Annotated in this window: 24 protein-coding genes; 20 read left to right on the top strand and 4 right to left on the bottom strand. The window is 69.8% G+C overall.

Annotated elements, in window-relative coordinates; all coding sequences use genetic code 11:
* The first annotated feature begins 38 nt into the window (after positions 1-38).
* The 15 genes from ribH to OZ403_RS24540 all read left to right on the top strand — a co-directional run bounded on the left by ribH (position 39) and on the right by OZ403_RS24540 (position 13,823).
* Positions 39-542: a 6,7-dimethyl-8-ribityllumazine synthase gene (ribH, locus tag OZ403_RS24610; protein WP_020478482.1), complete on the top strand. Its 504-nt coding sequence runs from the start codon at positions 39-41 to the stop codon at positions 540-542.
* A gap of 3 nt (positions 543-545) precedes the next feature.
* Positions 546-968: a transcription antitermination factor NusB gene (nusB, locus tag OZ403_RS24605; protein ID WP_011554748.1), complete on the top strand. Its 423-nt coding sequence runs from the start codon at positions 546-548 to the stop codon at positions 966-968.
* A 30-nt stretch (positions 969-998) separates the two neighbouring features.
* Positions 999-1,490: a M17 family peptidase N-terminal domain-containing protein gene (locus tag OZ403_RS24600; protein WP_140793591.1), complete on the top strand. Its 492-nt coding sequence runs from the start codon at positions 999-1,001 to the stop codon at positions 1,488-1,490.
* Positions 1,491-1,541: 51 nt separating this feature from the next.
* Positions 1,542-1,916: a response regulator gene (locus OZ403_RS24595; RefSeq protein WP_140793589.1), complete on the top strand. Its 375-nt coding sequence runs from the start codon at positions 1,542-1,544 to the stop codon at positions 1,914-1,916.
* The gene (locus OZ403_RS24590) at positions 1,913-4,501 is read left to right on the top strand and encodes a chemotaxis protein CheA (RefSeq protein WP_268781865.1); all 2,589 of its coding nucleotides are present in this window, start codon (positions 1,913-1,915) and stop codon (positions 4,499-4,501) included. Before OZ403_RS24595 ends, OZ403_RS24590 begins: the two co-directional genes overlap by 4 nt.
* 43 nt (positions 4,502-4,544) lie before the next feature.
* Entirely contained in the window at positions 4,545-5,111 is a 567-nt protein-coding gene (locus OZ403_RS24585) for a chemotaxis protein CheW (protein WP_140793585.1), read from the top strand.
* Positions 5,108-5,632: a chemotaxis protein CheW gene (locus tag OZ403_RS24580; protein ID WP_140799170.1), complete on the top strand. Its 525-nt coding sequence runs from the start codon at positions 5,108-5,110 to the stop codon at positions 5,630-5,632. The genes OZ403_RS24585 and OZ403_RS24580 overlap by 4 nt, the downstream gene beginning before the upstream one ends.
* 21 nt (positions 5,633-5,653) lie before the next feature.
* Positions 5,654-6,031 (top strand): hypothetical protein, encoded by a 378-nt coding sequence (locus tag OZ403_RS24575; RefSeq protein ID WP_140793581.1) that lies wholly within the window; start codon positions 5,654-5,656, stop codon positions 6,029-6,031.
* Complete coding sequence (locus OZ403_RS24570; RefSeq protein WP_268781864.1) at positions 6,028-8,007, top strand: HEAT repeat domain-containing protein; 1,980 nt, start codon at positions 6,028-6,030, stop codon at positions 8,005-8,007. The genes OZ403_RS24575 and OZ403_RS24570 overlap by 4 nt, the downstream gene beginning before the upstream one ends.
* A 9-nt stretch (positions 8,008-8,016) precedes the next feature.
* Positions 8,017-8,889, top strand: a complete 873-nt coding sequence (locus OZ403_RS24565) for a CheR family methyltransferase (protein WP_268781862.1) — start codon at positions 8,017-8,019, stop codon at positions 8,887-8,889.
* Complete coding sequence (locus OZ403_RS24560; RefSeq protein ID WP_268781861.1) at positions 8,886-9,923, top strand: protein-glutamate methylesterase/protein-glutamine glutaminase; 1,038 nt, start codon at positions 8,886-8,888, stop codon at positions 9,921-9,923. Before OZ403_RS24565 ends, OZ403_RS24560 begins: the two co-directional genes overlap by 4 nt.
* A gap of 41 nt (positions 9,924-9,964) precedes the next feature.
* Positions 9,965-10,345, top strand: coding sequence for a response regulator (locus tag OZ403_RS24555; RefSeq protein WP_011554738.1), 381 nt, complete (start codon positions 9,965-9,967; stop codon positions 10,343-10,345).
* 16 nt (positions 10,346-10,361) lie between these two features.
* Positions 10,362-11,111, top strand: a complete 750-nt coding sequence (locus OZ403_RS24550) for an ABC transporter ATP-binding protein (RefSeq protein WP_140876203.1) — start codon at positions 10,362-10,364, stop codon at positions 11,109-11,111.
* Positions 11,108-12,838: a putative ABC exporter domain-containing protein gene (locus OZ403_RS24545; RefSeq protein ID WP_268781860.1), complete on the top strand. Its 1,731-nt coding sequence runs from the start codon at positions 11,108-11,110 to the stop codon at positions 12,836-12,838. Before OZ403_RS24550 ends, OZ403_RS24545 begins: the two co-directional genes overlap by 4 nt.
* Before the next feature lie 94 nt (positions 12,839-12,932).
* A complete protein-coding gene (locus OZ403_RS24540; protein ID WP_140793570.1) occupies positions 12,933-13,823 on the top strand; it encodes an NAD(P)-dependent oxidoreductase in 891 nt (296 codons plus the stop codon).
* 66 nt (positions 13,824-13,889) lie between these two features.
* On the opposite strand, the gene OZ403_RS24535 is transcribed toward OZ403_RS24540, so the two are convergent.
* The gene (locus OZ403_RS24535; protein ID WP_140793568.1) at positions 13,890-15,233 is read right to left on the bottom strand and encodes a RagB/SusD family nutrient uptake outer membrane protein; all 1,344 of its coding nucleotides are present in this window, start codon (positions 15,231-15,233) and stop codon (positions 13,890-13,892) included.
* A 3-nt stretch (positions 15,234-15,236) separates the two neighbouring features.
* Positions 15,237-18,284: a SusC/RagA family TonB-linked outer membrane protein gene (locus OZ403_RS24530; protein ID WP_328285462.1), complete on the bottom strand. Its 3,048-nt coding sequence runs from the start codon at positions 18,282-18,284 to the stop codon at positions 15,237-15,239.
* 366 nt (positions 18,285-18,650) lie between these two features.
* Here OZ403_RS24530 and leuS point away from each other — a divergent pair, with 366 nt between their 5' ends.
* The 3 genes from leuS to lptE all read left to right on the top strand — a co-directional run bounded on the left by leuS (position 18,651) and on the right by lptE (position 22,326).
* Positions 18,651-21,152, top strand: coding sequence for a leucine--tRNA ligase (gene leuS / locus OZ403_RS24525; RefSeq protein WP_140799158.1), 2,502 nt, complete (start codon positions 18,651-18,653; stop codon positions 21,150-21,152).
* A 174-nt stretch (positions 21,153-21,326) separates the two neighbouring features.
* Positions 21,327-21,764, top strand: a complete 438-nt coding sequence (locus tag OZ403_RS24520) for a hypothetical protein (protein ID WP_237077382.1) — start codon at positions 21,327-21,329, stop codon at positions 21,762-21,764.
* A gap of 88 nt (positions 21,765-21,852) precedes the next feature.
* On the top strand, positions 21,853-22,326 hold the full coding sequence (lptE, locus tag OZ403_RS24515; RefSeq protein WP_237078450.1) for an LPS assembly lipoprotein LptE: 474 nt from the start codon (positions 21,853-21,855) through the stop codon (positions 22,324-22,326).
* A 72-nt stretch (positions 22,327-22,398) separates the two neighbouring features.
* On the opposite strand, the gene rpsT is transcribed toward lptE, so the two are convergent.
* Together rpsT and mazG are read right to left on the bottom strand one after the other, a co-directional pair.
* Positions 22,399-22,674, bottom strand: coding sequence for a 30S ribosomal protein S20 (gene rpsT / locus OZ403_RS24510; RefSeq protein WP_140793561.1), 276 nt, complete (start codon positions 22,672-22,674; stop codon positions 22,399-22,401).
* A 139-nt stretch (positions 22,675-22,813) separates the two neighbouring features.
* Positions 22,814-24,004 carry a nucleoside triphosphate pyrophosphohydrolase gene (mazG, locus tag OZ403_RS24505; RefSeq protein ID WP_268781859.1) on the bottom strand — a complete coding sequence of 397 codons (1,191 nt, stop codon included), beginning with the start codon at positions 24,002-24,004 and terminating at the stop codon, positions 22,814-22,816.
* 116 nt (positions 24,005-24,120) lie between these two features.
* Here mazG and OZ403_RS24500 point away from each other — a divergent pair, with 116 nt between their 5' ends.
* Positions 24,121-25,047 (top strand): hypothetical protein, encoded by a 927-nt coding sequence (locus OZ403_RS24500; protein WP_268781858.1) that lies wholly within the window; start codon positions 24,121-24,123, stop codon positions 25,045-25,047.
* Complete coding sequence (locus OZ403_RS24495) at positions 25,044-26,327, top strand: hypothetical protein (protein WP_268781857.1); 1,284 nt, start codon at positions 25,044-25,046, stop codon at positions 26,325-26,327. Before OZ403_RS24500 ends, OZ403_RS24495 begins: the two co-directional genes overlap by 4 nt.
* The last annotated feature ends 1 nt before the right edge of the window (position 26,328 follow it).

Genomic DNA, 26,328 nt, shown 5'->3' with positions numbered 1-26,328 from the left:
GGCGACGCCGGGCCCCGGGGTGGTGTAGGAAGCGCGGCATGCCTCGCTACTTCGACGGTGACTTTCTACCCCCCAAGGGCCGCTTCGCCATCTGCGTGGCCCGCTTCAACGGCTTCATCACCGAGGAGCTGGCCAAGGGCGCCGTGGACACGCTGGTGCGCCACGGCGTGGCCGACGCGGACATCGACGTGTACCGCTGCCCCGGAACCTATGAACTGCCCGGTCTGGTCCGGCGCGTGACGGAGACCCGGCAGTACGTGGGTGTCATCACCCTGGGCGCCGTCATCCGGGGCGGGACGCCGCACTTCGACTACGTGGCCGGCGAGTGCGCCAAGGGCATTGGCGCGGTGGCTTTCGAGGCCGCGGCGGCCACTCCGGCCACGACGGTCACCTTCGGCGTGTTGACGACGGACACGGTGGAACAGGCCATCGACCGGGCGGGCGTGAAGGCGGGGAACAAGGGAGCGGAGGCCACACTGGCCTGCATCGAGATGGTCAATCTGTACGCGAAGATGTCGGCGACGGACGGAAGGAAGGCGTAGGCCATGGGCGCGCGAAGAACGGGACGTGAGCGTGCGCTGCAGGCGCTCTACCAGTTGGAGATGGCCACCGCGACGACGGCGGAGGCGCTGGAGTCGGCCTGGTCGGCCGCCGAGGAGAGCAACAAGCGGGACCCGGACGCGGTTAAGTTCGCCCGGGAACTGGTGGAAGGTGTGCAGTCCCACCGGGACGAAATCGACCAGCTCATCGAGCGCCACAGCCACAACTGGCGCCTGGACCGCATGTCGCGCATCGACCGGAACGTGCTGCGACTGGGCATCTTCGAGCTGAAGTACCGCCCGGACATCCCCCGCAAGGTGTCCATCAACGAGGCGGTGGAGCTGGGCAAGAACTTCGGCAATGAAGAATCGAGCGCGTTCGTCAACGGGCTCCTGGACCGCGTCGCGGTCGCCTTGAACAAGCCGTGAGCCGCTGACGCCAGCCGCGAGGGACGCGCCGTGAGCCAGACGACGACGCACGACATCGGATTGGAGGGCCTGGACACGCTCGGCGGGGTGGACGCGCTCTGCCTCTTCATCGCCGAGGATGACCGGCCCCTGCCGTCCTCCGCGGGCTTCGTGGACTGGCGGCTGTGTGGCTCGCTCTCGCGGGTGCTCAAGGCTGGCTTCTTCACGGGCGCGAAGGATGACTGGCTGCTGCTGCCCTCGGACGGGAAGCTGTCGGTGCCCCGCATCTTCGTGGTGGGCCTGGGCGCGCGCCAGCGGCTGGACGCGGGCACGCTGAACGCCGCGTTGGCCGAAGCGGGACGGGTGCTGTCCAAGGCCCGGGTGGAGTCCGTGGCGTTGGAAGTGCCCGCCGGTGGCCAGGTAGAGGACGCCGCGCGGGCGGAGGCTTTCCAGAAGGGCTTCCTGCCCGCGTTCAAGGGCGGACGGGTGGCGGTCCTGGCGGACAAGGGACTCGTCAAGTCGCTGCCTGCACGCAAGGGCTGACGCTCGGCGGGCGGGCCTTCTGCTAGCATGCCTCGCCCGGGGCGAGCGCACATGCGTGTCAAGGTGTTGATTGTCGAGGACTCGAAAGCATCGCGCGAGTACATCGCCGCGATGGTCGAGGCCGTGGAGGGCGTCGAGGTGGTGGTGACCTCGAGCGGCTTCGAGGCCCTGAAGCTGCTGCCGCGTCACCGCTTCGAGCTCATCATCACCGACATCAACATGCCTGACATCAACGGGCTGGAGCTCATCAACTTCGTCAAGAAGAACCCCAACTACCGCGACGTGCCGCTCTTCATCATCACCACGGAGGGGCGCGACCTGGACCGCGAGCGCGGGCTCGCGCTGGGCGCCGCGGAGTATCTGGTCAAGCCCTTCATCCCCGGGAGCCTCGAAGCGCTCCTGCGGCGCTACCTGAAGCTGCCGTGAGTCCGGGAAGCAAGGCGCTGGCCGAGTTCGTGGCCGAGGCGACGGAGATTCTCGACGCCCTGGCCAGGGACCTGCTCGTGCTCGACGAGCGCCGGGGCCACGAGGCGGACCCGGACCTGGTCAACGGCATCTTCCGCGCGGCGCATTCGCTCAAGGGGTTGTCCGGGCTGTTCGGCCAGGAGCGCATCTCCCGGCTGGCGCACGGGACAGAGGACCTGCTCGACAGGCTTCGGCTGGGGAAGCTGCTGCTGGATGGCGCGGTCCTGGATGCGCTCATCGAAGTCCTGGATGCGTTCCAGGCACTGCTGGGCGAGGCCGCTCGTGGCACGGAGAGCGAAAGCCTGTCCGCCCGCGTGGAGGCAATGTCCGCGCGGATGGCGTCGATGGGTGCTCCGGTGGAGGTTGCTGACGACGACCCGCTGGACCGGTTGGAACTGGAGGCGCAGGTCCGCTCCGTCTTCACGGAGTACGAGGAGCACCGGCTGCGGGAGAACGTGCGGCGGGGAGTGTCGCTGTGGCGCGTGCGAGCCGCCTTTGATTTGTCCGACTTCGACAAGGGCCTGGCGGAGCTCAACGCGAGGCTCAAGCCGCTGGGCGAGGTCATCAGCACGCTGCCGTCCGCGCAGCCGGGGGGCGCGCATGGCATCGCGTTCGACCTGATTTTTGGTGCGCAGGTCGACCGTGTGTCCCTGGAGACGGGACTGCAGGGGACGCCCGCGGAGCTGGCCGCGCTGACGGTGCGCCCGGCCGCAGCGGCCGCGACGAGCGCGTTGCTTCAGGCCGTGCAACCCGCCGCGACGCTTCGCGCGTCCGGGGGAGCGAAGTCGGAGACGCGGCCAGGAGACGCGGCGACACGCGATAGGGACGCAGGCACTGCTCAGTACGCAGAGGCAGGGGGCCTCGCGGCACCTGATGCACCCGTCCGCGTGACTGATGCGACCACAGAGACGTCGCGGAAGGGAGCAACACCCTCGCGCGGCCCCCGAGGCTCCGCAATCCGAGGCACGTCCGCGGACGCCAAGGAGGCGCCCGCGGCGGGGCATTCGACGTCGCCCAAGGGCGGCGGCAAGAAGAAGGGCGTGCGCGCAACGCCCGCCGCGATGCCTCCCGAGGCGCGGCAGCCGCTCCTTTCGCACGTACCGGAAGACACGGAGCCCGGGCTCCTGGAATGGCCCACGGCGGACGCCGCCATGCCTGCCGATGCCAGCGGCTCGCCTTCACCGACTCCCGTGCCTGGGCCCTCCAGCGTGCCGGTCGTCGCCTACCTCCAGGGCGCCGCCAAGGCATCATCCAAGAATCTCTCGGTAGCCCCAGCGCCACCGGCCGGCGCTCCCGTGAGTCCCCCATCGGCACTGACGGCGGACACGTCGCTGCGTTCCCTGACGCAGACCGTGCGCGTGGACATCGGGCGCCTGGATGGCCTTATCAACATGGTGGGCGAGCTGCTGCTCATCAAGGCCAACCTCCAGCGGCTCGCGGAGTCCGCGAGGCAGGACGGCGCGGTGGCGCTCTCCAAGCTGTTCGGCCAGGAGCTGGCGCGCGAGACGCGGGGCCTGGAGCGCAAGCTGGAAGCCCTCCAGGAAGGTCTCCTCGAAGCGCGGATGGTCCCCGTCGGCCAGGTGTTCGACAAGCTGGCACGGCTGGTGCGCCGCATCACCCGCGAGGCGGGGAAGGAAATCGAGCTCGCCATCAGCGGCGGCGAGGTGGAGCTGGACAAGCTCATCGTCGAGGAGCTCAGCGACCCGCTGATGCACCTCATCCGCAACGCCATCGACCACGGCGTCGAATCCCCTGACGCCCGTCTGGCCGCGGGCAAGCCCCGCCGCGCGGTGGTGAGCCTGCGCGCCGAGCAGAAGGGCAACCACGTCGCCATCGAGGTGAGTGACGACGGCGCCGGCATCGACGAGGTGCGCGTGCGCGAGGTGGCGATTACCCGCGGCCTCATCACCTTCGCGCAGGCCCAGGAGATGAGCCGGCGGGAACTGCTCAACCTCATCTTCCAGCCCGGCTTCTCCACCGCCCGCAGCGTGTCCGAGCTCTCCGGCCGGGGCGTCGGCCTGGACGTGGTGAAGAACAACCTGGGCAACCTGTCGGGCATCATCGACGTGTGGAGCGAGCGCGGAAAGGGCACCGCCTTCCACCTCACGCTCCCCGTCACGCTGGCCATCATCCGCGCGCTGCTGGTGGGCGTTAGTGGCCGCACCTACGCGGTGCCGCTCAACAGCGTGCTCGAAATCATCTCCGTCCAGCCCAAGGAAATCCGCACCGTGGAGCGGCGCGAGGTCCTGGACCTGCGTGGGCAGACGCTGCCCTTCGTGCGGCTGTCTCGCATGTTCGCCCTGCCGGAGCGTCCGGTGAGCCGCCACTTCGTGGTGGTGGTGGGGCTGGCCCAGGAGCGCCTGGGCATCGCCGTGGACGAACTGCACGGCCAGCAGGACATCGTCACCAAGCCCCTGGGGGGCCGGCTCCAGTCCGTCCGGGGCATCTCCGGCGCCACCGACCTGGGCAACCGGCGCACCGTCCTGGTGCTGGACGTGGCGGCGCTCCTGGAAGAGGGCATGGCCGTGGAGCGGCGTCGCGCCTGACCCTCGCTGCGGACGGGCGCGCCGGCTGCTATCCTGCGTCGCTGTGTCCCGGTTCTCGGAGCTGCTCGACGACTTCTTCTACCGTCCTGACGAGGACGTCTCCGGGCTCCATGATTTCGCGGTGGGCAGTGACGGCGTATTGCCCGCGGCCCCCGAGGAGGTGCCCGAGGAGTACCTGGCCTTCCGCCTGGAAGGGGAGTGCTACGCGGTCCCCATCCGGGGGGTACGTGAAATCTCCAAGGTTCCGCCGCTGACGGAGATTCCCCGCGCCGAGCCCCAGCTCCTGGGCGTGATGAACCTGCGCGGTGAGCTGCTGCCCGTGTACGACGTCAAGGTGCGGTTGCGGCTGGCGGAACGGGCGCCCCTGGTCGCCGGGCCCGACGCGCCGGCTCCGCCCCGGAGTGCTCGCATCCTCGTGCTGCGCACGGAGACGGGGCCCGCGGGGGTGTGGGTGGATGGCGTGGTGGGCGTGGTGAAGCTCAAGCCGTCCATGCTGGAGGCACCGCCACCAGGGTTGCGCGTGGGTGACAGGGATTGCGTGGTGGGCATGGGCCGGCGCGGCCCCATGCTCTACATCCTCTTGGACGCGGAACAGGCGCTCGCCCCATGAAGGACTCCGTCAACCTGCTGCCGCGGCGTCCCCACGCGGTCACGGATGAAGTGGCCTCGGCCGCGGACCTGGTGGTCCAGCTCTGTGCCTTCTTCATCGGCGCGGAGGAGTACGTGTTGGACATCATGCGGGTGGAGGAAATCCTCCCGCTCCAGCGCATCACCCCCATCCCGCACGCGCCGGCGTTCGTGGAGGGCGTGGTCCATCTGCGCGGCCTCATCCTGCCGGTGGTGGACCTGCGGTTCCGGCTCCTGGGCGCGCCGGGGCCGGAGACACCGAAGACGCGGCTGCTGGTCTGCAAGCTGGGCACGCGGCGCGTGGCGGTGAAGGTGGACCGGGTGGCGGAGGTGCTGCGCGTGCGGCGCGGCGACATCAAGCCCGCGCCCGCGCTGATGGTGGCGGGACACACGCCCTTTGTCGTCGGTGTCTGCGGGCCACCGGACCGGCTCCGGCTGTTGCTGGACCTCAAGGCATTGCTGCGCGTGGAGTTGGAGCGCGAGTCTTCAAGGAACACGACGTAGGCGCACACATGGGGGATTGAGGTGAGCCATCAAGGACTGGAGCAGCACCGTAGAATTCTCGGCATCCTCTTCATCGTCATCAACGGGCTGTCGGTGCTCATCGCCGTGGGAGTGATGCTGTTCATCGGGGCGATGGGCGGGCTGTTGCCGGGCGCGAAGCCCGAGGAGCGGGCGCTGATTGTGGCCGTGGGCATGGGCGTGGGCGGGTGCCTCGCGTTGCTGGGGCTGCCAGGTGTCATCACCGGCTTCGGGTTGCTGAACCGCAAGGCGTGGTCGAGGACGCTGACGCTGGTGCTGGGCATCCTCGCCATTCCCAACGTTCCACTGGGCACGGCCCTGGGGGCCTACGCCCTCTGGTTCTACCTCCAACCAGGGTCTGACCAGGTCTTCGACACATGAGCCCCCACTCCGAGCCCCCGGTCGCGGAAGAGGCGCGCTACCTCGCGCTCCAATCGCTGGACCCGTGCACCGCGGGCGTTCTGGAGATTCTCGTCGTCGGCTTGCATGACGAGAGCTGGCGCGTGCGCCACGTCGCGGCGGAGGCCCTCAAGCGGATGCCCGCCTCGAGCGAGCTCGCGGCCCGGCTCATCTCCGTGCTGGGCGAGCGAGGGGAGACGGGGGCTCGGAACGCGGCGGCGGAGGCGCTCGCGGGGCTGGGCAGTGCCGCGTTGGGCCCGTTGGTGGGCCTGCTGGCCCATCCAGACCCGGACCAGCGGAAGTTCGCCGCGGACATCCTGGGTCAACTGGGGCATCGCGATGCGGAGGCTCCGCTGGTGCGTTCGCTCTCGGACGCGGACCTCAACGTGCGCGTGTCCGCGGCGGAGGCACTGGGGCGCATCGGCGGCGCGCAAGCCGTCACCGCGCTGGAGTCGCTGCTGGCCGAGCCGGAGCCGCTGCTTCGCCTGTCCGCCCTGGAAGGGTTGACGCTGCTTCAGCATGCGGCGCCCCTTCCGCTGGTGAAGGCCTTGCTGGAGGACCCTCGGCTTCAGCGGAGCGCCTACCGGATGCTGGGCCTCATTCCGGAGGCGGATGCGACGGTGCGCATCTGCCAGGGGCTCACGTCGGAGTTGCGCTCGGTGCGAGAGGCGGCGCTGTCCGCCCTGGGGACACAGGCCGCGCGTTCCGGCGGTGCGCGGCGCGGGGAACTCGAAGCGGTGGTGCGGAAGGCGCTCTTGCCCCTGCCCGGCGTAACGCCGCGACTGACCGAGGCGCTGGCGTCCGAGGACGTCATGGTGCGCGCGGGCACGCTGGTGGCGGTGGCCTCGCTGGGCGATGCGTCGCTGGCCGTGCCTGTGGCGGAGTGCGCGCGCGAGGCGCGGCTGCTGCGCGAGGTGCTGCACACGCTGGGAAGGCTGGGGCCGGCCGGCGGGCGCACCTTGCTTCATCGCCTGCCGGAGCTGTCTCTGCCGGCGCGGGCCGCCGCGGCCGAAGCGCTGGTGGACCTGGTCGACGCCTCGGCGGTGGCAACGCTGTGCGCGTTGCTGGAGTGGGTGGAGGACGAGCTTCGCGCGGTGGTGGTGCGTGCCTTGGGGCGCACGGGCGCGGCCTCGGCGGTGTCGCCGCTCGTCGCCCTGTTGGAAGAGCCATCCCTGGCGGGGGCGGCGACGCGTTCCCTGGCCGAACTGGCGGAGTCGTGTCGGCCGGCGGTGCTGGAGGCGTTGGAGGATGCTGTGGCGCGCAGGGCCACGCCCGCGGCGGTCGCCGCCCTGGCCCGCGTGGGCGGAGTGCCGGCCCTGCCCTCGTTAAAGCGGCTGGCGCGGGACGAGGACCCCCGGTGGCGCGCGGCGTCGGTGGTGGCGGCGTGTGAGCTGGATGGCGACGTCGGTCGGGAGCTGGTGCGCGCGGCGCTCGCGGATGAGTCCGTGCCGGTGCGCATCGCGGGCACGCGGGCCCTGGCGCGACTGGGCGGGCCGGACGCGGGCGCGCTGCTGTCGCCGGTACTGAGGGACGAGGACCCCTCCGTGCGGGTGGCCGCGGTGGAGGCGGCGGGGGACTGCGGCGCGTTGGACCGGGTACCGGACCTGGTGGCCCTGACGCGAGACGCGGATGGCGCGCTGGCGGTGGCCACGGTGCGGGCCCTGGCGCGGATGGGAGCGGCGGGCCCAGGAGTGTTGCGGGAGGCCGCGGGCCATCCGGACGTGGAGGTGGTGAAGGCGGCGTTGGTGGCGGGGGCGGAGTCGTCGGCCGGGGTGACGATGGCGCTGTCACTGCTGCGTCATGCGCGCTGGGATGTTCGCGCGGCGGCGGCGCGGGTGCTGGGAGATTCGGCGGGGCCGGAGTGTCTGTCCGCCGCCCAGGAGGCGCTGGAGGAGGAGTCGGACGCCCTGGCGCGGCGAGCCCTCTCCGACGCCGTGGAGCGCCTGCTCCGGCGCTGAGAGGGCTCCATGGCACGCTTCGACGACGGACGTCCGGAGATGTCAGCGGAGGAGTTCCGTCTCCTCCGGGACCACGTGTATTCGCACTGCGGCATCCTGGTGCACGAGGACATGAAGTTCGTGATGGAGCGCCGCCTGTGGCCCCGGCTGGAGTTGCTGGGGCTGCCGGACTACGGCGCGTATCACCGCTACCTGCGCTACGACGCCAACCGGCACGCCGAACTGGAGGCGGCCGTCGAATCCCTCACCACCCACGAGACGTACTTCTTCCGCGAGCCCACGCAGCTCAAGTCCTTCACGGACGAACTGCTCCCGGTGGTGGAGCAGCGCAACGCGCGGCTGCGCCGGCTGCGGGTGTGGTCCGCGGGTTGCTCGTCCGGGGAGGAGGCCTACACGCTGGCGATGCTCCTCAAGGACAGCCGCCGCTTCGACGACTGGGACGTGGAGGTCCTGGGCACGGACATCTCCCGGCGCGTGCTGGCCATGGCGCGGCGAGCGGAGTACGGGCCCTCCGCGCTGCGCGCCACCTCGCCGGAGTTGCTGGAGCGCCACTTCGTTTCGCTGGGAAACAACCGCGTGCGCGTCCGGGACGAAGTGCGCGCCTGGGTGTCTTTTGGCCACCACAACCTGCTGGACGAGATGGGTAGCCAACTGGTGCCACGCATGGACGTGGTGTTCTGCCGCAACGTGCTCATCTACTTCGACCTGGCGGCACGCCGGAAGTTCCTGAGCATCGTTCGGGACCGGTTGGTGCCAGGGGGGCACCTGCTGCTGGGACACTCAGAGAACCTGCTGAACCTGGGCTCGGACTTCGAGTTCGTTCACCTGCGCGGGGACCTGGTGTACCGGAGGCCGGAGCTGGACGAAGGAGCGCGTCGATGATCAGCAAGGACGTCATCTCCGTACTGGTCATCGACGACTCGGCCCACAACCGGCGCACCCTCTCCACGATGCTGGAGTCGGAGCCGGACGTGCGAGTGGTGGACCGCGCGGCGGATGGCGAAGAGGGGCTGAAGAAGGTCGTGGACCTGAAGCCCGACGTGGTGACGCTGGACCTGGAGATGCCGAAGCTCGGGGGCTACACGTTCCTCCGCCTGCTGATGCGCACGGCGCCCACGCCCGTCATCGTCATCTCCAGCTATTCGCACCGGTCGGATGTCTTCAAGGCGCTGGAGTTGGGGGCGTTCGACTTCATCGCCAAGCCGCAGCACCCGACGTTCGAGGCCATGGAGGCGCTTCGCGTGGAGCTGCTGGAGAAGGTCCGGGCAGCGCGGCACGTGCGCCCCGGTTACCGGCACGCGGCGCCAGGGGCCCGCGCCATGGCGGTGGCGGGCGAGCCGCCGCTGGTGGTGGCCGTGGGCGCCTCCACGGGCGGTCCCCCCGCGGTGCAGCGGGTGTTGGAGGGACTGGCCGTGGAGCCCACGCCGTGCGTGCTGGTCTGCCAGCACATGCCGCCGCAGTTCACCCGCGCCTTCGCGGACCGGCTGGACCGCATCGGTCCCTTCACCGTGACGGAGGCCCGTGACGGAGACCTGGTGCAGCCGGGGCACGTGTACATCGCTCCGGGCGGGCGGCACATGGTGGTGGCCGAGCGGGGCTCCCGGCTGGAGCTGCACACGCCGCCGCCCACGCACGTGGACAAGTATGCGCCCAGCGTGGACCGCCTCTTCGCCAGCATGGCGCAGGTGCTGGGCGCCAAGGCCCTGGGCGTGGTGCTGACGGGCATGGGCGCGGACGGCGCGGAGGGAGCCCGTGAGGTGCACCGCGCGGGCGGCGAGGTCTGGGCGCAGTCGGAGGAGACCTCGGTGGTGTTCGGCATGCCGGGCGAGGCCATCGCCACCGGGGCGGTGAAGCGGGTGATTCCACTGGGTGACATCGGCCCGGCGCTGGCGGCCCTGGCGCGGCGGCGGCGCTGAAACTCCGGACCTTGGCGCGCGGGTGCTAACGTCCGCGGCCCATGACGCAGCAGATTCGAGCCTTGGTGGTGGATGACTCGCAGGCCATGCGGCGCAGCATCATGTACGCGCTGCAGCGCCTGTCCGGCGTGGTGTGCACCGAGGCGCAGGACGGCGCCGAGGGCTTGAAGAAGCTGACGCAGGGCCGCTTCGACCTGGTGCTCACGGACATCAACATGCCGCTGATGGACGGGCTGAAGCTCATCAGTCACATCCGGCAGGCGACCGAGTACCGGAACGTCCCCATCATCGTCGTCACCACGGAGGGCGCGGCGGCGGACCGGGAGCGCGCGATGAAGCTGGGCGCGAGCGCGTACCTGGTGAAACCCGTGCAGGCGAAGGTCGTGCTGGATACCGTTCGGGACCTGCTGAAGCTGGACTGAAGGCGAGCGCGTACGAATGGATTCTGTCCTGCGGGTGGAGGGCCTGGAGAAGGCGTATGGCGAGGTGAAGGCCGTGCAGGGGCTCACCTTCGAGGTGGCGCCCGGTGAGGTGCTCGGGTTGGTGGGGCCCAACGGTGCGGGGAAGACCTCCACGCTGCGGTGTCTGGCGGGCATCCTGCCGCCCAGCTCGGGCCGCATCCTGGTCGCGGGACATGACTTGTCGCAGACGCCGGTGGAAGCGAAGCGCGCGCTGGCCTTCCTGCCGGACGAGCCGCGCTTCTTCGAATACCTCACGGTGTGGGAGCACCTGAACTTCACGGCGCGGCTCTACGGCGTGGAGGACTGGGAGGAGCGGGGCCGCGCGCTGCTGGAGGAGATGGAGCTGACGGGCAAGGAGAAGTCCCTGCCGGGCGAGCTGTCGCGAGGCATGAAGCAGAAGCTGTCCATCGCCTGTGGCTTCCTGCATTCGCCAAAGCTCATCCTCCTGGACGAGCCACTCACCGGCCTGGACCCCATCGGCATCCGGCGGATGAAGGCGTCGCTGCGGCGCCGGGCGGAGGAGGGCGCGGCCCTGGTGCTGTCCTCGCATCTGCTGCCGCTGGTGGAGGAGCTGTGCCACCGGCTGCTCGTCATCGCGGGCGGCAAGGCCATGGCGCTGGGCAGCCTGGAAGACATCCGCGCGCGACTGAGTGGCGCGGAAGGGGAGCACGCCTCGCTGGAAGAGCTCTTCGTCCGAATCACCAGCGCGGGAACGCAGGCGCCGTGAGCTTCCCTCGCGCGGTGGCCTTCCTCTGGGCCGCGACCTGGCGCAATCGCGTCCGGCGGCAGCTGGAGCGGCTTCGCAAGCCGCGCTACCTCCTGGGCGCCCTGGTGGGCGCGGCGTATCTCTACTCCGTCTTCTTCCGGCGTTTGGACTTCCGTGGGTCGGTGGGCACGGTGTCCGAGGGTGTGCGGTTGTTCGCCGAGCTGTCGCTGGTCGGCTCCGCGCTGGGGACGTTGTTCGCCGCGTGGGCGCTGGGCCGGGACCGGCCGTCGCTGACCTTCTCGGAGACGGACGTGGTGCAACTCTTCCCCGCGCCCGTCCCTCGCAGGGCCCTGCTGCAATACAAGCTGGTGCGCGGGCTCCTGGGAACGTCGCTGGGCGCGCTGTTCGCCACGCTGTTCCTCGGGAGGACCATCAGCCCGCATCCCGTCCTCTTCTTCGTGGGGGCGTGTCTGGCCTTGGGCACGCTCTATCTGCACTCGACGGCGGCGTCCTTCATGCGCACGCGGCTGTCGGCATGGGGCCTCTGGGGCCAGGTGGTCCGCTGGGGCGCGGTGGGGGGTGTCCTGGCGCTCGTGGTGCTGGCGGTGTTCACCTCGCTGCGAGAGCACCCGGTGTCCGAGGACCTGTCATCAGGCCGCGCGCTTCGCGAGTGGTTGCAGGCGCTGATGGCGTCACCCGGCGTGGCGGCCGTGTTGTGGCCGGGCCGGCTGCTGGTGGCGCCAGCGCTGGCGCAGAGCGTGGGCGACTTCCTGTGGGCCCTGCCACCGGTGTTGGCGCTGATGGCGGCGCACTACGGCTGGGTGCTCTGGGCCGAAGTCCCGTTCGAGGAGACGGCGGTGGTGCGCGCGGAGTCCCGCTCACGGGAGCGCATGCTGCGGGCCTCGGGGCGGATGACGCGTGTGGGCTCACTCACGTTGAGCCGCCCTCCATTCCGGCTGCTGCCTCGAGGCCGACCGGAGGTGGCGCTCATCTGGAAGAACCTGATTGCGCGCAAGCGGATGGGCGGCGGGTTCGCGGTGTTCCTCGCCTTCATCATCCTGGGCGGTGTCATCGCGGCGATGATGGGCGACACGCGTCTGTTCACGGACACGCGGCGGGTGCTCGGGCCGGTGGCGCTGGCGTTGTCGATGATGCTGACGGTGGTGGGGCCGAGCGCGTTCCGCATGGACCTGCGGATGGACCTGCCCAAGCTGGACCTGCTGCGCGCCATGCCACTGACAGGACGGCAGGTGGTGCGCGCGCAGTTGGCGGCATCCTCGCTGGCCCTGGCCTCGTTCCAGCTCGCGCTGTTGGCGGTGGCGCTCGTCCTGGGGCCCGGCGTGGAGGCCTCGCGCCTGGGCGGCTGGTGGTGGCCAGGAGGGCTGGCGCTGGCGTTCCTGCTTCCGGCCGTGTCGCTGTCGGGCCTCTTCGTGCAGAACGCCGCGGTGGTCCTCTTCCCCTCGTGGGTACCGGCGGATACAGGCGAGCGGGCACGCGGCATCGAGGCGATGGGCCAGCGCTTGCTGGCTGTCGTGGGCACGCTGGTGGTGATGCTGGTGGGGTTGATTCCCGCGGGGCTGGTGGCGCTCGTGGTGGGCCTCGCTGTGTCGACGCTGCTGGGCCCCTGGGCCTTGCCCGTGGCGGGCTTCGTCGCGGCGGGTGTGTTGGTGGGGGAGGTGTGGCTGGGTGTCATGGCGCTGGGCCGCGCCTTCGAGCGCCTGGATGTCTCCGAGGACCGGCCGGAGTAGGGCGCTCCGCGTTCGCTCCTGGACGTGCGCGTGCTTTGCGGTGGTGGAGCTCCTGGGCGCGGATTATCCGGGCCGCTTCCGGGAGGAGACGCGCATGAAGGTGGGATTCATTGGCCTGGGCAACATGGGACTGCCCATGGCGACGAGCCTGGTGGCCGCGGGGCACGAGCTGACGGTGTGGAATCGCACCGAGTCCAAGGCCGCGCCGTTGAAGGAGAAGGGGGCGCGCGTTGCCCGCAGCCCCGCGGAGGCGGCTCGCGGCGCGGAGGTCGTCTTCAGCATGCTGTCGGATGATGCGGCCGTGACGTCCGCGGTCTTCGGCCAGGACGGGCTCCAGGCAGGACTGGCGCCGGGGGCCGTGCACGTCTCGTCGAGCACGCTCTCCGTGGCGCTTTCCGAACGGTTGGCGGAGACGCATGCGAGCGCTGGTCAGCGGTATCTCTCCGCGCCGGTGTTCGGCCGTCCCACCGCGGCGGCATCGAAGCAGCTGTGGGTGGTGGCCGCCGGTCCGAAGCAGGACGTGGACCGGTGCCGCCCGTTGCTGGAGGCGCTGGGGCGCGGCCTCACCGTGCTGGGCGAAAGTGCCCCCGCGGCCAACGTCGTGAAGCTGTCGGGCAACTTCCTCATCGCGTCGATGATGGAGGCGCTCGCCGAGTCCTTCGCCCTGACGCGCAAGTCCGGCATCGAGCCGAAGGTGTTCCTGGAGGTCTTCCAGTCCGTCTTCGCGCGCTCGCCCATCTTCGAGGGGTACGCGCAGCTCATCGCCGAGGAGAAGTACAGCCCGGCGGGCTTCAAGATGCGACTGGGGCTCAAGGACGTGGAGCTCGTCCTGGGCGCGGCGCGCACCGCCGAGGTGCCCATGCCCCTGGCCAGCCTCGTGAAGGACCAGTTCCTGGGAGGCGTCGCGCAGGGCCACGGCGATTTGGACTGGTCCGCGCTGGGGGCGCTCGTCGCCGAACGGGCCGGGTTGAAGCAGGGCGGCTGAGCGCCCGCGCTCCAGGTGCACGCCCGACTGCCGTGCACCTGGAGCTTCAAGGACTGCGAGAAGCGTTTACTGCCGCGCGTTCATCTCCGCCGCGGGGATGGGGAAGCGCTCGTGGGGCGCGATGTCCGGGTCCAGCTCGCGGGGGAGCGAGTCGAGCCGCCCGTAGCGCCGAAGGTCAATCCACCGGTGGCCGCCCTCGAACAGGAGTGAGTACCGCTTCTGCTTCAGCAGCTCATCCAGGGCATTGTTCTCATCGATGTCCAGGCGCGGCGGCAGCCGGCCGGAGGTGGTGCGGATGAAGTTGAGGTCGTCCGCGGCTGGGCCGAAGTTCCGAGCACCGATGTTGGCCTCGGCGCGCAGGAGGATGAGCTCCTCGTTGCGGATGATGGTCACGGGCGAGTTGTTCGTGGGGTAGATGCGGAAGCGCCACTCCGTCGACAGCTTCCCGTCCGCCGCGGTCCGGACCGCGGGCAGGCGCGTGAGCTTCCGGACCACGCGGTCATCCACGGTGCCATCGTCCTGGAGCTCCGCGTCGGTGACGATCGACGGGTGCGCGAAGACGTTGACGCTGATGAGGCCATTGTCGGTGTCGCCGGAGTTCGTCCCGAACGAGTGATAGATGCCCAGCTCCAACGGCTGAGTCTGGTTGAGGAAGGACTGGCTCAGGGCGGTGAGCGCCTCGGGGTAGCGCCCCCGGTACACCGCCACCCGTGCGGCGAGCGCGCGGTTGAACTGCCGGAACGTCGTGGGCGTGTTGAAGCCGGCGAAGCCCGGGCTGAGCTGGAAGGGGAAGGTCTCCCCCGCGTTCTCCAGGTGGGTGTGGCCCTCGTCGAGCAGCGCGGCGATTCGCTCGAACACCGCCTCCTTGCCCACGATGGGGGCCAGTTGGCCAATGGGCAGGTTGACGTCGATGGGGGCCCCTTCGGTGTCTCGCGTGTTGATGACCACGAGGAAGTCCAGGGCCTGCATCGTCTTCGCGAAGCCGCGGAGGCCCTCCTTCTCTGCGTCGGGCGTGTTGGGGACCTTGTCCAGGGAGTCCAGCAGCGCATTGGCGTTGCGGATGTTCAGGTAGGGCGAGGTCCAGTGATTGCCGCCGAACGCCGGGCCGCCGGGGTCCAGGGTGGGGCCCAGCAGTTCGCCGACGGCGCGCGGGTCCGCGGGGTCGAAGACGTACGCCTCGCGCCCGATGATGCCGAGCTGGGCCACGTAGCCGTTGGGAGCGGCGACACCAGCGCGGTGGCCGAGGAGCAAGCCCGTGGCGGCGGTGAGCACCGCGGGACGCGTGGGCCGCTCGCGGAAGTCATCGAGGCTGGGGTTGTTCAGGTCCGGGACGTCCAGGCTCCCGCAGCCGCTCAGGCCCAGGACGGTGAAGAGCCCCACGAATGCCTTCTTGGTCAGTTGGATGGTCATGGCTCAGAACCCGACGTCGATGGAGGTCCAGAAGCTGCGGCTGGGAGGGAAGGGGGCCACGTCCACGTTGCGGGCGACGGCCTGGTTGCCGAAGTTGCTCACCTCCGGATCCAACCCGGAGTAGCCGGTGAACATGAGGAGGTTGCGTCCGCTCAGACTGAGCCGGGCGGACTTCACCGCGGGAACCATGGACACCCAGTCCTTGGGCAACTGGTACATGAAGGTCACCTCACGCAGCTTGAGGAAGCTGGCGTCCTCGATGTACGTGCTCGCGTGCGTACGTTGCCGTACGAGTCGCTCGCGGCCCCCCGTCGTGAAGTCCGGTGACGTCCCGGCGTCGTCGTAGATGTACCGCGTCAGGTTGATGATGTCGCTGCCCTGCTGCCAGTCGAACAGGAAGGACAGGCTGAAGTCCCGGTACTTGAGGCTGTTGGTGAAGGACATGCGGAAGGTGGGCTCGGTGTCGCCAATCTTCCGCACAATCGGGCGGCCGTTCTCGTCGACGCCGTCGTTGCCGACAATCTGCGTCGCCGTCGCGCCTTCCTCGATGCGGAAGGCGCCCAGGCTGGTGCCGAATCCGCCAGCGAGGAACGCGGGAACGGGCAGGTCCGTCACCCGGCTGCGGTTGAGGGCGAACGTCGCGCCGCTGGTCCACTCGAAGCCGCCGCGCACGGGCGTCACCTGGAGCATGGCCTCGACGCCACGGTTGCGCAGCGAGCCGCCGTTGAAGATCTGCGTGGCGAAGCCACCGGACGGGGCCAGGGCGCGCTGCAGCAGCAGGTCACTGATGTTGCGCTGGTAGATGGACAATTCCGCGACCACGTCGCCGCCGAAGAGGAGGGCGTCCACGCCGGCCTCAATCTCACGCTGCCGCTCTGGCTTGATGTTCCGGTCACCCGCGATGCCGGTGCCCACCAGACCCGGGCTGCCGGCGATGTTGCCGGTGGCGCGCAGGCCGGTGAACTTCATTCCGTACAGCGGCAGGTTGCCCGTCTCACCGTAGGCCGCGCGGACCTTGAACTCGTTCACCTTCGGGTGGAACGAGGGAATCCGGTAGGCGGTGGCCAGCTTCGGGTACAGGAACAGCGCGTTGGGGTTGCCGTTGGCGCTGCTCTGCTCGCCGCGCAGCGCGCCCACCAGCGTCAGCCGCTCGTCCAGCAGGAGGAGCTCCTCCTGGACGTAGTAGCCCCGGTCCCTCACCAGCGAGCGGTTCTGCCGCAGGTTGACCACGGTGCCACTGTCCACGTTCTGCCGGCCCGCGTTCAGGTTCTTGCTGACGATGTAGACGGAGTCGATGTTGCGTTCTTCGAACTGGAGACCGCCTGACGTGGTCGCCACGATGCCGCCCGACGTGGGCTTGTAGGTGTGCACCAGGTTCAGGCCGGAGTTCAGGTTGCGCACCTGGCTGGTTCCGAAGAGCGACGAGCCCGGCAGACCGTCATCCAGCGGCTCGAAGTTGAGCTCGGGCGGGAAGAAGAGCGAGTTCTCCTGCTGGAACCGGTCCACGCCCGCGTTGGCCAGCACGCGCAGGTGGTGGGCCTCCGTCTTCCACAGGTGCCACGTCAGGTCGCCGGACCCGATGAAGCGCCACACATTCTCATCGTTCTTCACCAGCGCGGCCGTCTGCAATGGGTTGGCGCGGTTGGAGAGGAAGGGGTTCTGCGGGTACACGCCGTCCGAGTTGGCCTCCAGCGGGAGGAACTCCGGCGCGTGTGGCAGCACCATGTAGTTGCTGATGCTCGCGTTGTCGTTGTTCGTCAGACCGCGCTGGCCCAGGGAGTGAACCAGGTTGGTGGCGACGTTGACCTCCACCGCCTCACCCAGCTTCTGGCCCAGGTTCAGCCGGAACGACTGCTTCTCGTACCCGGTGTTGGCGATGATGCCTTCGTCGTTCTTGATCATCGCCGACGCGAAGTACTTCGTATTGCCCGTCACGCCGCTGACGCTGGCCAGCGTCTCCGAGGACAAGTCGCGGCGGCCGGCCAGGGCGGACTCGTGGTCGAACCGGCGACCCTCCACGTAGTACTGGGCCGCGGCCTCGCCGAACGTGTCGCGCACCTCGTCCACGCTGTTGAAGCGGCGGGTGCCGAGCTTGTTGGCCAGCGTGTACATGCCCAGGCGCTGGGTCACCTCGAACTGCGGCTCGCTGGAGCGGCCCCGCTTGGTGTTGATGATGACCACGCCGTTGGCGGCCTTGGAGCCGTAGATGGCGGCGGCGGACGCACCCTTGAGGACCTCGATGCTCTCGATGTCGTTGGGGTTGATGTCCGCGATGCGGTTGACCTGGTTGTCCTGGGTGGGGTTCGCGTTGGCGCCGGCCACGGACTCGGTGATGGCGAACACACCGGAGGCGATGGCCACGTCACTGACGAGCACCCCGTCGATGACGTAGAGCGGGGCGGAGGAGCCGTTGATGGTGGACACGCCGCGCAGCCGGAGCTGGAGGCCGCCACCGGGCGCGCCGCCGTTGCTCTGGATGTTGGCGCCGGCGACCTTGCCCTGGAGCGCCTGGTCCACCGTCTGGGCGGGGGCGCGGTTGATCTCCTCGGAGTTCACCGAGGCCACCGAGTTGGCCAGGTTCTTTCGCGCCACTTCACTGGCGCGGCCCACCACCACCATCTCCTCTGCGAAGATGTTCTCCAGCGCGACCTCGACGGTGCGCTGGTTGGCGCCAATCTGCACCTCCCGCTCACCGTAGTCCTGACTGGAGAAGAGCAGCGTCACCGCGCGGGCGGGCACGTTGGGCAGGGTGAAGGTGCCGTCCAGCTCCGTCTCCACGCCCTGGGTGGTGCCCTTGATGATGACACGCACCAGCGGCAGTCCCTCGTTGGTGAGCCGGTCCGCGACGCGGCCTTTCACCGTGCGCACGTTGGCGGGCGCGGGCGCGGGCGAGGGCGCCGTGAGCGCCGGCTGTGGCGCAACCCCTGGCGCGGGTGTCCCCGGCGTCTGTGTTTCGGGAGCAGGCGGCGCGATATTCGCGTCCTGAGCCAGCGTTTCCAACGAGAAGAGTGCAAACACGCACCCCGGAATCAACGCCCTTCTCAGCGTCATTCGGTCCTCACTCGCTGCGGATGGACGGCTCCCCCCAAGGCAGGATGCCGGTGAGGTGAATCGTCACTGGCTCAACGATTGGCCGTCAACGGCATATCCTCACTTTTATTGCTAATCTTTGAATCCAGGTTGGCGAGAATGTTTGCCCGCCGCTGGAGCCCGAGGGATTTGCGCCTGTCATCAGCGAGGCCGCGGCGCGTCACCGGCTGAAGAAGCGGGGCGGTCCTTGGAGGGCCGAGGAAGGCGGCCGGGGCCCCGGGGGCCCTCCCGTCAGTCGCCCCAGGGGCCGTCGTCCGCTCGGGACGGATTTGTCCCGGCGAGACTAGTTGCCTGGGGCACGTCCCCACTCTAAGAGACTCGATAGATATGGCGATGAACGAGCGTTACGAGCCGCAGGCGATTGAAGGTAAGTGGCAGACCCGTTGGGACGACGCGGGCATCTTCCGGGCAGGCAGCCGCCCCGGGGCACCCAAGAAGTACGTGCTCGAGATGCTGCCGTACCCCAGCGGGAAGATGCACATGGGGCATGTCCGCAACTACCTGCTCGGGGACGTGTACGCGCGTTACTTCCGGATGAAGGGCTTCGACGTGCTGCATCCCATGGGCTGGGATGCGCTCGGCCTGCCGGCCGAGAACGCGGCCATCAAGGACGGCGTGCACCCGGCGGTGCGCACGGCCGAGAACATCGCGTCCTTCAAGAAGGAAGTTAAGAGTCTGGGCTACTGCTACGACTGGGAACGCGAGGTCAACACCGGCGCGCCCGAGTACTACCGCTGGAATCAGTGGTTCTTCATCCAGATGCTGGAGCGTGGGCTCGTCTATCGCCGCTTCAGCAGGGTGAACTGGTGTACCGGTTGCCACACCGTCATCGCCAATGAGCAGGTGAAGGACGGCGTCTGCGAGCGCTGCGACTCCCCCGTGGTGGACAAGGAGATGCCCGAGTGGGCGTTCCGCATCACCCGGTACTCGCAGGAGTTGCTGGACGCGCTGGACACGCTCAAGGAGTGGCCCCACCGCATCACCGCCGCGCAGCGGAACTGGATTGGCCGTTCGGACGGTGCCGAGGCCGACTTCCGGCTGCAGGGGCACGACGCCGCGCTGCGCGTGTTCACCACCCGTATCGACACCATCTTTGGCTGCACCTACGTGGTGCTGGCGCCGGACCACAAGCTGGTGGCCCAGGTGACAACGCCGGAGCGCCGCGCGGAGGTGGAGGCTTTCGCCAAGCGCATGGCCGCCCAATCCAAGACGGAGCGCCTGGGCGAGGGCACGGAGAAGGAGGGGGTCTTCACCGGCGCCTACGCGGAAAATCCCTTCACCGGGCAGGCGGTCCCCATCTGGATCGCCAACTTCGTGCTGAGCGACTACGGCACCGGTGCGGTGATGAGCGTGCCCGCGCATGACGAGCGCGACTTCGCCTTCGCGCGCAAGTACAGCCTGCCCGTGAAGGTCGTCATCCAGCCCGCGTCCGGTGACAAGCTCCCGCCGGGTGACGAGCTTGAGGCGGCCTATACGGAGTACGGCGTGCTGGAGGATTCCGGCGCCTACACGGGCCAGACGTCCGAGCAGGCGCGTCAGGCCATGGCCGCGTCGCTGGAGAAGGACGGCAAGGGCAAGGCAACGGTGACGTACCGCCAGAAGGACTGGGGCTTCAGCCGCCAGCGCTACTGGGGCACGCCCATCCCCATCGTCTACTGCGAGAAGTGCGACCCGGATCGCAACGGCATCCCGGTGCCTCTGGACCAACTGCCCGTGCGTCTGCCGGAGATCGACACCCAGGCGGTGCTCACCGGCAAGGGTGAGCCGCCGCTGGCGAAGGTGACCTCGTGGGTGAACACCACGTGTCCGAAGTGCGGCGGGCCTGCCCGGCGCGAGGCGGAGACGATGGACACCTTCGTCGACTCCTGCTGGTACTTCGCGCGCTACCTGTCTCCGCACTACGACGCGGCGCCGTTCGACCCGAAGGAGGCCCAGCGCTTCCTGCCCGTGGACATCTACGTGGGCGGCCCCGAGCACGCGGTGATGCACCTGCTCTACTTCCGCTTCTGGACGCGGGTGATGAAGCTGCTGGGGCTGAGCCCCGTGGATGAGCCCGTCACGCGGCTCATCACCCAGGGCATCGTCAACGGTCCGGATGGCCGGAAGATGTCCAAGCGGTGGGGCAACGTGGTGGCGCCTTCTTCCATCGTCCAGCGGTACGGCGCGGACACGGCGCGGGCCTACGTGCTGTTCGCGGGCCCGCCGGAGCGCGACTTCGACTGGTCCGATGAGCAGGTGGAAGGCGTGTTCCGCTTCCTCAAGCGCGTCTGGACGCTGGCCGCCACACACCAGGCGGCGGCCGCGGGTGCCACCCATGACGGGCCCTACGAAGGCAAGGCGCTGGAGATCCGCCGCGCCGCCCACAAGACGCTGAAGCGGGTGGGGGAGGCCATCGAGCGCCTGTCCTTCAATACGGCCATCGCCGGCATCATGGAAGGCGTCAACGCGCTCGCCGCACAGGGGACGCCTGAGACGGCCGCGGAGAAGGCCGCCATGGCGGAGGCCGTGCGGTTGCTGGCGGCGGTGCTCACGCCGTTCGCGCCGCACATCGCGGACGAAATCGCGGAGGCCTACGGCAGCAAGGACTTCACCGTCGCGCAGGCCTGGCCGGAGTTCGACCCGGCGCTGGTGGTGGATGACGTCATCCCCTACGCCGTGCAGGTGAATGGCAAGTTGCGCGCGGAGATTCGCGTGGCCGCGGACGCGGCGGAGGCGGACGTGCGCGCCGCGGCGGAAGCGGATGAGAAGATCCAGGCGGCCCTGGCGGGGAAGACGCTGCGCAAGTTCGTCTTCGTCCCCAAGCGCCTCGTGAACTTCGTCGCCACCTGAGCGGGGACCCGGGTGCCTGCCGAGGTTCTCGTCATGTGTGGTGCATGTGGGCGGCCCCAACCGGCGGGCCGCCCGCGGTGCATTGCCTGCGAGGCCGTGCTTCCCGAAGCGCCCCTTCCCGGGGGCCCGGCACCGGGGGAGCCGTTCTTCGTCGCGGACCTGGGCGGAGGGCGCATGCTTTCCGGCCAGGGGACGCGGCTCTTCTATCAACCGCACCCGTCGGTCATGGTGCCTCCCGTGGAGCTGGACTCGCTGCGGGAGGCGCGGCTGGAGTCGCGCTACTTCCGGGAAGCGCTGGCGTTGACCGTCTTCGCCTTGCTGGGCCTGTGGGCGCAGCCCGTCGCGCTGAAGGTGCTGGGGTTGGGCATGGCGGCGCTGGGCGTCCTGCTGGCGTTGACGTGCCGTTCACACGGGCTCGTCCTGGTGCCTCGGCAGGGGGCGCAGGTGCGCTGGCCCCTGGGGTTGGCGCGGCGGGGTTCTCCCCGGGACACGCGGCTGCTGGCGGCGTGGACGTCGTTGGCGGAGGCCCTGCGGGTGCGCGGCGTGGCTGTCGACGGTGAGTCGTCACCGCCGCCGCCTCCATCGACACAAGACGGTGGCCCTCTGTCTTGACGGGCCGATCGGGCCGGGTAGGGTGCCGCGCATGTCGCGACCCTGCGCTGTCGGACCCCGGCGCCTTCGAATTGGCGTGGTGGTGGGAATGTGGGTAGCCGCGGGCTGTGGCTACCGCCTGGCGCCTCGCGGAGACGGTCTACCGGCCAGCGTGACGTCCCTCTGCGCGCCTGTCTTCGTCAACGCGACGCCCGAGCCCACGCTGGAAACCGTCTTCACGCGCTTCCTACGGCAGGAGCTGATCCGCGTGGGTCGGCTGGGCAGCGCGGAGTCCTGCGACGGGCGCATGGAGGGCACGGTACTGTCGGTGGCGAACACGCCCACGACCGTTGTGGGCAGGAGCGCGAGCCCGGGCTTCTTCTTCCGCGTCTCTGCTCGGGCGCAGATCCGCGTGGTGAAGGACGGACAGGTCCTCAAGCAGACGGAGGTCTTCGGGTCCGAGGACTATGTGCTGGGAAGCGGAGACATCCTGGAGGCGGAGGCGAACCGGCAGGTCGCGCTCGAGCGCCTCGCGGAGGTCTTGATGCGGGACGGGTACGACCGGCTCGCGGGCGCCTGGTGAGGAGGCAAGAGCCTCCTCCCGGCAGCCTGCACGCATGAAGCAGGGCCACGCGAGGTGGCCCCGAGGCTTCGACTAGGCCTGCGCGCGGGCGGCCTTGGTGGCGGCCTTCGCGAGACGCGAGATGCGGCGGGAAGCGGTGCGCTTGTGCAGCACGCCCTTGGTGGCGGCCTTGTTCAGCGCCTTGGCGGCCGACTTGATGGCGTCCGTCAGCTTCGCCCCATCCTTGCTGCCGAGCGCCTCGCGGGCGGACTTGACGGCGGTCTTCACCTCACCGCGCACGGTGACGTTGCGCGCACGGCGCTTCAGGGACTGACGGTGACGCTTCTCTGCGGACTTGGTGTTGGCCAAGAGAAATCTCCAGCGGTAATGGCAGGCTAAAAGAGGGGCCGTCCTTACTGCGACGCCTCGCAGGCGTCAAGGCGGGTGTGGGCCTCCAGCCGGGATTTCCGGGCTCTGGACGCCCCGCCGAGGGCACCTGCGAGGAAAATCACTCTACCGAAGTCGTATATTCCCACACCAGCCCCGCGGGATCCTGAAAGGAGAGTCGGCCGGCCTGGTGCTGGATCAGCCGACTCCCCGGAATCTCCGCGAGGATGCCGGGGAGCCGCTCCACCGCCGCCGGGGAGGGGGCCGTCAGGGTCAGCCTCAGGCCCGTCGTGGGCGTCCCCACCGCTTCGAAGGCGATCCGAAGGCCCCCGTCTTCATAAAGGGCCTGATCCGCTTCCGGAGCCCTGCGGCAGGTCCACCCCAGCCGGGGCGCCAGGGCGTCCCAGAAGGCGCGCTGCGCGGGAAGATCCGCCACGCCCAGCCGCAGCGTGGTGACGGGCGCGCGAGGAACCCAGGTCGGAGAAGGCAGCGCCTTTTCGCGCGCCTTGGCCTCCTGCCAGTGGCGCTCCATGTGCTCCAGGGTGGCATCCCCCAGGGCGACACCCTCGGCGCGGAGGGCGGACTCGATGTGCTGGAAGCGGGCGGTGAAGCGGCGGATGGCCATCCGCAGCGCGTCCTCGGCTGGCGCCCCGACGAAGCGCGCGAGGTTGGCGAGCGAGAACAGCACGTCCCCCAGCTCGTGCTCGATGGCATCCCGATCATTCGTGGCGATGGCCTCGTCCAGCTCGCCCAGCTCCTCCGTCAGCTTGGCGCGCACGCTGGCGACGTCCGGCCAGTCGAAGCCGATGCGGCTGGCCTTCTCCGTGAGCCGCTCGGCACGCATCAGCGCCGGGGCGGCGACGGGGACGCCGTCCAGCACCGAGCCCTCCCGGCCCGTCTTGCGCTTCTTCTCCGCGGCCTTCAGCTTGGCCCAGTTGTCCAGGACCTGCTCGGCGCCCTCCATGCGCTGGCCGTTGCCGAAGACATGGGGATGCCGGCTGACCAGCTTGTCGCCAATGGCCTTCGCCACATCGGCCAGGGAGAACTCCCCCAGTTCCGAGGCGAGCTGGGCGTGGAAGACAATCTGGAAAAGCAGGTCTCCCAGTTCTTCACAGAAGGTCCGCCAGGAGCCGCCGTAGGCGACCCGGTCCATCTCCTCCAGGACCTCGAAGGCCTCTTCCAGGAGGTAGGGCCGCAGCGAGCGCAGGTCCTGTTCGCGATCCCACGGGCAGCCGCCTTCCGCGCGCAGCTGCCGCATGATGTCGACCAGTCGCTCCAGCTCCGCCCCGGGGTTCAGCGTCGTGTCCGCCATGCACGTTCCTGTAGCATGCAGGGGTCTGGTGCTGTCCGGCAAACGCGGCAGGTGGGCAGCCGGGCTGGCGTTCGTTTTCGCGCTTGGCCCTGGGTCGCCTACAATCCACCCCCTGGATGATCCGCCTGCCGCTTCTTGCCCTCCTTCTCAGTGGCTTCACGCTTCTGGTGCCCGTCGCGGCGTCCGCGCAGCTGGAAGCCCCCACGCGCCTTCCCGAGGTGGATCCGGGCCCCATGGAGCCCGACCTGCGGGACGAGTCCATGGATCCGGTGGATGACGCCGCCTACGCGGAGGACGCGCCGGAAGAAGACGTCCCCGCCGCGGAGGATGCCTCCACCGAGGACGCCGCCGACGCGCCCAGGGCGCCCGCGCGCAATGTCAGGGCCGTTGAATCGGCCCCCGCCAATGGCCGGACTCCCGCGGCGGCCAGTCCTTCGCCGGTCGAGGAACCCACGGTCATCACCCCCAGGCCGGTGACGCTGAGTCCGGTGCTGGCGCCACGGGTGACGGATGCGGACCTGGAAGCCATCTGGAACCGGTGGCGGCAGGCCCGCGCGACGAATGATCGGGACGCCGCGGCGGCGGCCCTCAAGGAACTGCGGACGTTGCGCGTCGAGCTGGCCGCCACGGACCTGGAGCCCCTGAGCGTGGGCTTCCTCCGTGAAGCGGCCGTGCGCCGCCGCGCGGGGGACATTGCCGGCGCGGTGCGGCTGGCGGAGGTGGCGGTCGAGCTGTCGCCGGGGCTGCCCTACGCGCGCTTCGAGCTCGCGGAGCTCTACGCCTTGGAGAAGCCGGGCGAGGTGTCCCGCTCGTTGGGGCAGGTTCGGCAGGCGCTGACGACACTGGCGCAGGATGCTCGCTATCGTCGGCCCGTGTTGGCGGACCTGGGCGCCCTGGTGCTGCTGGCCTGGGGGGCCACCGCGGTGCTGCTGATGGGCTTGTTCTTCCTACGGAAGCTCCGTTACGCGCTGCATGACTTCCACCACCTGCTGCCGCGAGTCGTCTCCGGTGGCAGTCCCTGGTCCTGGGGCTGCTTCTCTTGAGCCTGCCGTGGGTGCTGGGGCTGGGTGTGCTGCCCGCGCTGCTGGTGATGCTGGCCACCGTGTCCCTCTATCTCTCGCGCACGGAGCGGGTGGTGGCGGCGGTGCTGGTGGCGGGCGTGGGGCTCTTGCCGCTGGCGGCGGGGCAACTCGCGCGTGTCACGGCGTTCGCGGGCACGCCGGCCGAGGACGTGTACCTCCTGGAGCGGGGCGGCCTGTCCGCCGAGGAGGCGCGGGCGCGCGTGCTGGCGCGGATGGCGTCCCGCTCGGCGACGTTCGCGGAGGTGCTGTCGCTGGCGTACTTCGAATCCCGGCGCGGCTTGCTGGAAGAGGCGAGGACGCACTTCAAGGCGGCTTCGGCGCTGAAGAACTCGGATGCGCGCCTGCTCACGCGCTTCGGCAACACCCTGGTCGCGCTGGGAGACGCGGATGGTGCGGCGCTGCTCTACGTGCAGGCCTCGCAGTCGGCGCCGGACCTGGCGGCTCCGCACTACAACCTGGCGCAGGTGGTCCGCCGCAGGGCGAAGACGCTGCCGGACTCGGAGGTCGGCAAGGAGCTGGATCGCGCTGCCACGGCCATGGCCTCGGCGCAGGCACTGGATGGAGCGCTGCTGGTCCGGGACCCGCCGCCGGAGGACCGGCTGCTCCTCAACCTGCTGCTGCTGGCCCCGCAGCTGGGGGAGTCCGACTGGCTTCCGCTCGCGGATGGCACGGGGGCGGGGCGCCAGGTGGAGACGCAGCTGTCGCGCTGGCTGCTCCCGGGGCTTCCGCCCGGGCCCATGGCCTCCGCGGGGGCCGCGGCGCTGGCGGTGCTGCTGGCCCTGTGGGGCTTCGCGGGGGACCGCTTGAAGGCGGCCAAGGTATGTGAGCGCTGTGGCCGCGCGGTGTGCGTGCGCTGCGACCCGGAGCTGGGTGTGGGCAGCAAGCAGTGTGGCCAGTGCGTCAACGTCTTCTCCCGCCGTGGGCTGGTGCCGCAGCAGCTGCGGGCGCGCAAGCAGCTCCAGGTGGACCGGCATCAGGCCTGGACGGGCCGTGTGGCGTACGTCCTGGGCGCGGTGCTGTCCGGCGCGGGGCACGTGGCCTCGGGTGTGCCGGTCCGCGGCGCGCTGTATGCGTTCGGCTTCCTCTTCGCGCTGGCCGCGGTGCTCCTGCACCAGGGCCTGGTGAGGGGGCCCTATGGTGAAGCCCCCCTCTACCTCAAGCTCGCGCCCGCGGCGTTGCTGCTGCTGGGTGTCCACCTGCTGTCGTTGCGCGGTCTGCGCCGTCTGCGGCGGGGGGAGTGAA

Origin of the sequence: Myxococcus sp. NMCA1 (assembly GCF_026810205.1) — a bacterium.
In the GTDB taxonomy this organism is placed as follows: domain Bacteria; phylum Myxococcota; class Myxococcia; order Myxococcales; family Myxococcaceae; genus Myxococcus; species Myxococcus xanthus_A.
Note: the sequence above shows the minus strand (reverse complement) of the source record. Positions and strands in the feature narration are given on the sequence as shown.